We start from the raw sequence: 7,856 nt of genomic DNA, 5'->3' as shown, positions 1-7,856 counted from the left end.
TATTTTGTTTTGCTAAATTTTATCAATTAACTTATTTGTGATCAACGGATTAGTTATAAAATTAACGAAGTGTTATAGAAGATCTCTTCTATAAATTCCGGCAAGGGGGCTTTCCACATCTCTTGCTTGTGGTTGTCAATCTTGCCGAGTTTATCGGGGTTGAGTCCAAGTTCACGAGCCATCTGCACATGTGTGTCCGATAGCCGGTGTTTCTTTTGGGCGGCTATCCATTTTTCTATCTGGGATTTCTTGATTGCCATATTGCTTTTAATTCTCAGACTTTATTGTTTTACCTAAAAATAAACCGGTAATGGATTTTGCACCAAGTTGCATCAGCTTACGTTTCATTTGCGTAAAATTCTCACCGGAAGAGATAATGTCATCTATTAAGAATACATCCCGCCCATTAAAATAATCGGGGTGAAAGATCAAGTTGGACAACTTGTCTTGTCCATGAGTTCCTTTCATCTGCTCACGGTCTTCTTTTATCCATGTGGCACGAAAACCGTCCACGACTTTCAGCCGGCGTGAGAGAAGGCTGCAAAAACGGGCGAAGCGGGCGATGTTCCGTTCACGGGTTGCCGCAGGTATGGGGATCAGCACGGCATTGGCGGCTTTCTCTTTAAAGAATGGCATCCGGGCGATGCAGAGCGAGAATATCTTGGCGACAAGGGCTGCTTGTCTACCTTCCTTAAATCGAAATACCAAATTGCTCGTCTTCCTATCGGATACCGATATGTCCTTGCATCTGGTCGGGTAATAATCGTGGATATAGAAACACAAGGCTCCGTCGATACGCATCTTACCTTTGAAATGGGTGTTGTACGGGAAGAACTGGCGCACGAAGTCGCTCTCGAAAGTAAAGCGGAGTATATCACGCCAAAGGGTGAGCGTGGTTTCATCCTGCACACGATAGAGTTCCCCATTGATACTTTCTTTGTCCGATAAACCAATGCCAATTATCAGGCGGTCATTAAAAGCGTCTTTTGATACAATATACCAATCAAAGGATTGGCAGATGCTCACGATGTCACAATCATTGGTGCAAAGGAAATGGAAGGTGTTATCGGGCTTCTGGATAATCAGAAACTCGCCGGACATTTCGGAAAGGCGAAAATAGTTTCCGACATGGGCTTCTTCTACTTCGCTGAAGGATACGGATATAGTGAGGTTTTCTATCATAACATTATTTTATTTGCTCCCCCATTCCTCCATCAACAGCTTTTCCAACACCTCCACTTCTTGCTGGTAAATCGTCTTTTTCCTTGTGCCGAAATAGAGCGTGTTCTCCAGTGGCGTGTTGCCTTCCCACACCACCTTTATCTTGCCGCTACGGACGGCCTCTTTGCACAGGAAGTCGGGCACGACCGAGAAACCGTCTCCCTCGCTCAGGCAGCGGATGATGGAACTGATGTTGGGCACGATGTAGTTGGGGCTGAAGTCCGGGTGTTCCTTGAAATGCTTTTTCCAGAAGTTCAGCAGATGCCCCATGTCGGCGGAGGTGCTATACCACAGTCCTTGCTTGAGGAGGTGGACGGCCTCTTTCATCCGATTCTTCTCCAAGTGAAGCCCCAGTTGCGTAGTATCCGTATGTGCCCCCGTGACCAGCACGATGCGTTCTTTGGCAAAGTCCTTGTAGTCGATGTTCTGCTGCGTGCCTTTGTGCGGGGTGATGATGAGGTCCAGCAGTCCGTTGTCAAGGTCTTGCAACATCTGGGGATATTCGCCAAACTTGATAATCAGGTTGAAGGGCAGGGTGGGGATATACTTTTCCAAGGTGTATTGAAAGGTCTCGAAACACATGCCTACGCTGATGGTGTTCCGCTCCTGTTGCGAACGTTTGTGGAAATGCTTCTCGCCCCTTTCGAGCTTCTCCAGCGGGGCGACAACGAAATTATAGAGTATCTTTCCCTTTTCGGTGGGCGTCATCTTCTTGGCCGTCCGCTCGAAGAGCTTATATCCGGTGTAGGCCTCCAAGGAGTTAAGGTGCAGACTGACTCCCGGCTGGGAGATGAACAATTCTTGCGCGGCGGCTGTTAAAGTACCGGTCTCGTATATGGCTTTGAAGGTGCGCAACCATTCCAGATTCCATTTCATAACTATCAGTTTTATGATACACTCCTATTAGTTAAACTATTTTTATGTGGCAAAGATACGCATTATCTTTGCACCGACAATCTAAAAGAATAAACGTATGAACGTATTTATAATCAACGGCGGACAGACCTTTGCCCATTCGGGAGGGATGTTCAACAATACCTTGACCGGATGGACGGTCGAAGTGATGAAAGAGAAAGGCTTTGCCTACCGGGTGACCAACATCAACGACGCCTTCGACCCGATGGCGGAAGTGGAGAACTTCAAATGGGCGGACGTCATCATCTACCACACCCCGATCTGGTGGTTCCAGCTGCCCAACGGGATGAAGCGATACATCGACGAGGTGTTTACCGCCGGACACGATAACGGCATTTACCGCAACGACGGACGAAGCCGCAAGAACCCGGACGTGAACTACGGCACCGGGGGACTGATGCAGGGCAAACGCTACATGGTGACCACCTCTTGGAACGCCCCGCAGACGGCATTCACACTGGAAGGCGAGTTCTTCGACCGTCGCACGGTGGACGAGGGCGTACTCTTCGGCTTCCACAAGATGAACCAGTTCGTGGGCATGACCCGGATCGAGGGCTTCCACTTTCACGATTTGGAGAAGAACGCCACACCCGAGCGCATAGCCGAGTACCACAAGGCATATGTCGCACATATCAATCAAGTAATCATCTAAAAACAATTGAACATTATGGAATATAGAACATTAGGCACTTCAGACTTGCAACTGTCGGCCATCACCTACGGCGCCTTTGCCATTGGAGGCAACATGTGGGGAGGCAACGAGGAGAAAGACTCCATCCATGCCGTGCAAGCCTCCATCGAACACGGGGTGACGACCTTGGATACCGCTCCTTTCTACGGCTTCGGGCTGAGCGAGGAGATGATAGGCAAAGCCATCAAGGGACGTGACAGGAGTAAAATACAGTTGCTCACCAAGTTCGGCTTGGTGTGGGACGGCAGCAACGAAGGAAAAGGCGAGTTCTTCTTCGATGCGGAGCGGAACGGAACCTCTGTCCCCGTCTATAAGTATGCCGCCAAAGAAAGCATCATCAAGGAGGTGGAAGCGAGCCTCCGCCGCTTGGGGACGGACTATATCGACCTGTTGCAGATACACTGGCCTGACAGCACGACGCCTATCCAAGAGACCATGGAAGCCTTGGACGTACTGATTGGGCAAGGCAAGATACGGGCGGCAGGCGTCAGCAACTACAGCGTGGAGCAGACGGCAGAAGCCAGAAAGTACTTGAATGTGGCAAGCAACCAAGTAAGTTACAGTATGCTGAACCGTGGTATCGAACAAGAGTTGGTGCCCTTTGCCCTGCAACACCATTTGGGAATCATCGCCTACAGCCCTATGGAAAGAGGTCTGCTGACCGGCAAATACTTCCAAGGCAGCCACCTCAAGGAGAATGACCATCGCAACGGCTACTTCCGGCAGTTCGATTTACCTAAAGTGCAGGCACTCCTCGAGACCCTCACCCCGATGGCAGAGGACAAAGGAGCCAGCCTCTCGCAATTAGTTCTGCGCTGGACTACGTTGCAACCGGGCATCACCATCGTGCTGGCCGGAGCAAGAGACGCCAAGCAAGCCATCGCCAATGCCCAAGCCATGGACATTCACCTGTCTCCGGACGAATTGCAGTTCATCAACCATGAACTTGCCAAACTACAGCTTTAAGCAGACGAGCGTTGCCCGAAAACCGGGCAACGCTCGCTATTTATTTATATTCTTCTAAATATATTAGTTATAAGAAATGGTCGTCTGATTGCTGCCGGGATTGAAAACGACAAGGACTTCGGGCTTCTTCTCTTGCAGGCGTTTGTACTCGCACAGGGAGTTGAGTACCCACTCACGGAACAGCTTCGTGCAATAGGTGTTGATGCGGAAGCTGAGAAATATGATCGCTTCCAGATTATAATAGGTAACGATGCTTTTGTCCTGCTTCTCGGTTATAGTCACATCGCCGTCGTAAAGCAGGCGGGATTTGAAGATGGAGCGTACATTGGCGTCTATTGTCTGCACGAACACTCCGAACAGACGGGCAAGCTCGTGCTTGGTCATCCATACGTTGCCGTTCTTTATTTTTACACTGACGATGGGTTGTTCGTCCTTGTTTTCCAAACCGGTGATGGTGATATATCCTCTATTTTCCATAAAGCGTTGTTTTTAAATGGTGTGACAATATAATGATTTGTTTATTCATACAGCGTTTTGCGCCGTACCTTTTTGCATACTTTTTAGTTTCCGATCCAACATATTCATATCATGGCTCAACTTCCTATCCACGACACGGGCGTAAATCTGTGTGGTCTGAATGTTGGTGTGGCCGAGCATCTTGGATACGCTCTCAATGGGAACACCTTTGGTCAGGCAGATTTCCGTCGCAAACGAATGCCTCGCAAGGTGATAGGTGATCCGCTTGTTAATTTGGCAAATAGCTGCAATCTCCGCCAAATATTCGTTCATCTTCTGGTTGCTGATTACCGGAAGCAATCTTCCGTCTTTCAGCTTGCCCTCGTACTTGGCGAGAATATCCAACGGTATTTGCAGTAAAGGGATGAATGATTCCACGCCTGTTTTACCTCTGTCTTTCATGATCCACTTTTTTCCGTCCACGCCGATTTTAATGTCATCGGCAGTCAGGGTGTATATGTCGCAATAGGGCAAACCCGTGTAACAGCTGAAGATGAAGGCATCCCGTACATGCTCCAGCCGTTTTGATTGGAACTCCTTATAATAGATCGTGTCAATCTCTTCCTGAGTGAGATAGCCCCTGTCCGTCTTGTCAAAGTTGAATCTGAAATTACCGAAAGGGTCGATAAAGTTCAATCCGCTTTTCTGGGCGAACAGCAAAATGGTATGGAAGCGTTGCACGAACTTCATGGCGGTGTTGTTGCTGACCTCACATTCCTGACGCAAGTAAAGGTAGAAGTTCTCGATGTGGGTGACGGTGATTTCTTTCACCGGAATATCCGATAGCCGATATTCTTTCTGCAAGAACTCTATCATCCGCTGTTTGGTGAGTTCGTAGCGGCTGTAAGTCTTTTGGGTAGCCGTCTTGCCCACTTTCTTTGCGTACTGCTCGTTGTGTTGGGTGAAATAGCTGATGAGCGTCTTCTCCTTTTCCTCCAACCCAAGGAATGCGTTCCTGATTTTCTCCGGCAGGGCATAGCCGTCCACGTTCATCATGCGTGTGTAGTGCATGGTGATGGCCGAACGTATCTCGTCCAGTGTCTTGTTGAGTGAGGATACCCTGAGATTTTCTTTCTTATCCGCACTCTGCTTGTTGATGATGGCCTTGCCGTTCTTCGTGTCCCAGTTGTCGGGGTGGATATCCAGCTTGCTACTGAATTGCACCTGATCACCGTCCACCGTGATGCGCACCATAATTACTACATGACCGTTTTTCTTCGGTTCGTTCTTCTTCAAATAGAAGAGTGTCTTGAATGTCGATTTCATACCGTAACTCCTTTCTTGTTGCAAAGTTAATTTGTTCGTTCCGTAACGGCTCTGACTTTCGACTGCCAATATTCGACAAATGAGCGACTTACCTATAAATTCGTTACGGTTTTTATCGTAACGGAAAACCGTAACGAATTAGTAACGATTCTTTTTCACAGGGTGGCTTTTTGAGGTCTTTTTTCTGTCGCAAGGGGATAAGAAAAAAGCTCCTTAAACCATTGGTTTAAAGAGCTTTGTCTTAGATTGTCGGAGTATTTTCTTTTCTCCTAAGTGATCCGCCTGGGGCTCGAACCCAGGACCCCAACATTAAAAGTGTTGTGCTCTACCTGCTGAGCTAGCGAATCAATCCTTATGTGCTTTCTTTCGAATGCGGGTACAAAGGTAGAACATTTTTTTATAACTCCAAAAGATTTCAAACATTTTTCTTATCTTTGTGCCATTATCAACAATATACATTATTTAATATATGGCTGCTGACGATAAAAAAATTATCTTCTCAATGGTGGGAGTGAGCAAAGCTTTCACTCCGAATAAGAATGTGCTGAAAGACATCTACCTGTCCTTCTTCTATGGAGCGAAAATCGGAATTATCGGTTTGAACGGTTCCGGCAAGTCTACTTTATTGAAGATTATCGCAGGTTTGGAGAAATCCTATCAAGGCGAAGTAGTATTCTCACCCGGATACTCTGTCGGTTACTTGGCGCAGGAACCTCATTTGGATGATACGAAAACAGTAAAAGAAGTAGTAATGGAAGGCGTGCAACCTATTGTTGACGCACTGACAGAATACGAAGAAATCAACCAAAAATTCGGCCTGCCGGAGTACTATGAGGATCAGGATAAAATGGACGCTCTCTTTACCCGTCAAGGAGAATTGCAAGATATTATTGACGCAACAGACGCATGGAACCTCGATAGCAAATTGGAACGTGCAATGGATGCCCTTCGTTGCCCGCCTGAAGACCAGCCGGTCGTAAATCTTTCCGGTGGTGAACGTCGCCGTGTGGCTCTTTGCCGTTTACTATTGCAGAAACCCGACATTCTGTTGCTTGACGAGCCTACCAATCACCTGGACGCAGAATCTATCGACTGGTTGGAACAACACCTGCAACAATACGAAGGAACAGTTATCGCCGTAACCCACGACCGTTACTTTCTCGACCACGTTGCCGGATGGATTCTTGAACTCGACCGTGGCGAAGGCATTCCCTGGAAAGGCAACTACTCTTCCTGGTTGGAACAGAAAACTAAACGTATGGAAATGGAAGAGAAAACAATCAGCAAACGTCGTAAAACGTTGGAACGCGAGCTTGAATGGGTGCGCATGGCTCCGAAAGCTCGTCAGGCAAAAGGTAAAGCCCGTCTTAACTCCTATGATAAATTGCTGAATGAAGACGTAAAAGAGAAAGAGGAAAAACTCGAAATCTTTATCCCGAACGGTCCTCGTCTAGGTAACAAAGTTATCGAAGCCAAACATGTAGCCAAAGCCTATGGCGACAAACTTCTTTTTGACGATTTGAACTTCATGCTTCCTCCTAATGGTATTGTCGGCGTAATCGGTCCCAATGGTGCAGGAAAAACGACCTTGTTCCGCCTGATTATGGGCTTGGATACGGTAGACAAAGGCGAATTTGAAGTAGGGGAGACTGTAAAAGTAGCTTATGTAGATCAGCAACACCGTGACATCGACCCGAACAAGAGCGTTTATCAAGTCATCTCCGGTGGTAACGAACTAATCCGTATGGGTGGCCGTGACGTGAATGCCCGTGCCTACCTTTCTCGCTTCAATTTCTCTGGTGGCGACCAAGAAAAACTTTGCGGTGTCCTTTCCGGTGGTGAAAGAAACCGTCTGCACTTGGCGATGGCTTTGAAAGAAGAAGGTAACGTACTATTGCTCGATGAACCTACCAATGACATCGATGTAAATACATTGCGTGCACTGGAAGAAGGTTTGGAAGACTTCGCTGGTTGCGCGGTAGTTATTTCCCACGATCGTTGGTTCCTCGACCGTATCTGTACACACATTCTTGCTTTCGAAGGAGACTCCAATGTGTTCTACTTTGAAGGTTCTTATTCAGAGTATGAAGAAAATAAATTGAAACGTTTTGGAAATGAAGAACCGAAGCGCGTTCGTTATAGAAAACTAATGACTGACTAGGACTTGATAATAGACTGGAAGTTTATACAAACTTTATAAATCAGAATGAAAGAGGGTGTGTCGAAACGATGCATCCTCTTTTTTGTATAAACAAAGCCCCGACTTTCCCAAGCCAGGGCT

At 47.3% G+C, this 7,856-nt stretch carries 7 protein-coding genes, 1 tRNA gene and 1 pseudogene; 3 read left to right on the top strand and 6 right to left on the bottom strand.

Annotated elements, in window-relative coordinates; translation table 11 throughout:
* Nucleotides 1-74: 74 nt before the first annotated feature.
* The 3 genes and pseudogenes from NSB03_RS19345 to NSB03_RS19335 all read right to left on the bottom strand — a co-directional run.
* Nucleotides 75-260: pseudogene (locus tag NSB03_RS19345) on the bottom strand (hypothetical protein); the annotation flags it as partial.
* 7 nt (nt 261-267) lie between these two features.
* The gene (locus tag NSB03_RS19340) at nt 268-1,182 is read right to left on the bottom strand and encodes a hypothetical protein (RefSeq protein WP_024988695.1); all 915 of its coding nucleotides are present in this window, start codon (nt 1,180-1,182) and stop codon (nt 268-270) included.
* Nucleotides 1,183-1,191: 9 nt separating this feature from the next.
* On the bottom strand, nt 1,192-2,097 hold the full coding sequence (locus NSB03_RS19335; protein ID WP_024988696.1) for a LysR family transcriptional regulator: 906 nt from the start codon (nt 2,095-2,097) through the stop codon (nt 1,192-1,194).
* Nucleotides 2,098-2,194: 97 nt separating this feature from the next.
* Here NSB03_RS19335 and NSB03_RS19330 point away from each other — a divergent pair, with 97 nt between their 5' ends.
* Both NSB03_RS19330 and NSB03_RS19325 read left to right on the top strand, forming a co-directional pair.
* A complete protein-coding gene (locus NSB03_RS19330; protein WP_227805481.1) occupies nt 2,195-2,788 on the top strand; it encodes an NAD(P)H-dependent oxidoreductase in 594 nt (197 codons plus the stop codon).
* 15 nt (nt 2,789-2,803) lie between these two features.
* Nucleotides 2,804-3,793 (top strand): aldo/keto reductase, encoded by a 990-nt coding sequence (locus NSB03_RS19325; RefSeq protein ID WP_227805483.1) that lies wholly within the window; start codon nt 2,804-2,806, stop codon nt 3,791-3,793.
* Between the two features lie 63 nt (nt 3,794-3,856).
* Here NSB03_RS19325 and NSB03_RS19320 read toward each other — a convergent pair whose 3' ends face one another.
* The 3 genes from NSB03_RS19320 to NSB03_RS19310 all read right to left on the bottom strand — a co-directional run bounded on the left by NSB03_RS19320 (nt 3,857) and on the right by NSB03_RS19310 (nt 5,922).
* Nucleotides 3,857-4,270: a virulence RhuM family protein gene (locus NSB03_RS19320; RefSeq protein ID WP_024988697.1), complete on the bottom strand. Its 414-nt coding sequence runs from the start codon at nt 4,268-4,270 to the stop codon at nt 3,857-3,859.
* Nucleotides 4,271-4,315: 45 nt separating this feature from the next.
* A complete protein-coding gene (locus NSB03_RS19315) occupies nt 4,316-5,575 on the bottom strand; it encodes a site-specific integrase (RefSeq protein ID WP_227805485.1) in 1,260 nt (419 codons plus the stop codon).
* Between the two features lie 274 nt (nt 5,576-5,849).
* A tRNA-Lys gene (locus NSB03_RS19310) sits at nt 5,850-5,922 on the bottom strand.
* 122 nt (nt 5,923-6,044) lie between these two features.
* Between NSB03_RS19310 and ettA the strand changes: the two genes are divergently transcribed.
* A complete protein-coding gene (ettA, locus tag NSB03_RS19305; RefSeq protein WP_024988698.1) occupies nt 6,045-7,736 on the top strand; it encodes an energy-dependent translational throttle protein EttA in 1,692 nt (563 codons plus the stop codon).
* Nucleotides 7,737-7,856: the final 120 nt, after the last annotated feature.

The organism is Bacteroides acidifaciens (assembly GCF_024623065.1).
Taxonomy (GTDB): Bacteria; Bacteroidota; Bacteroidia; order Bacteroidales; family Bacteroidaceae; genus Bacteroides; species Bacteroides acidifaciens.
This window is presented reverse-complemented; position numbering and strand designations above follow the sequence as displayed.